This window comes from Extibacter sp. GGCC_0201 (genome assembly GCF_017566055.1).
Lineage (GTDB): Bacteria > Bacillota > Clostridia > Lachnospirales > Lachnospiraceae > Extibacter.
Genome location: NZ_JABFCH010000314.1, coordinates 1 through 206 on the forward strand (window position 1 = coordinate 1; position 206 = coordinate 206).

1 pseudogene is annotated in these 206 nt (G+C 47.1%); it reads right to left on the bottom strand.

Going from position 1 to position 206, the window contains the following annotated elements:
* Positions 1 to 182 (bottom strand): annotated as a pseudogene (locus HJV72_RS19660) (hypothetical protein); the annotation flags it as partial.
* Positions 183 to 206: the final 24 nt, after the last annotated feature.

Sequence of the window (206 nt, forward strand, 5' to 3'; positions counted from 1 at the left end):
TAACGGTCAAGTTTCTCTTTGACCGATGGCTTTTCCACTGGCTTTGCAACACCCTTATCAGATTGCGTTTCTACCGGCTCTGAGTTTTGCCTTGACAGAGGGCTTTTGTCTGTTTTGGCGACTGAGGGGTTTGCGTTTGCTCGCTCCTCTTTCTGCATCGGATTTCTGACCGCTTCTTCCATAATGATTTCACTCTTGGATTTGGT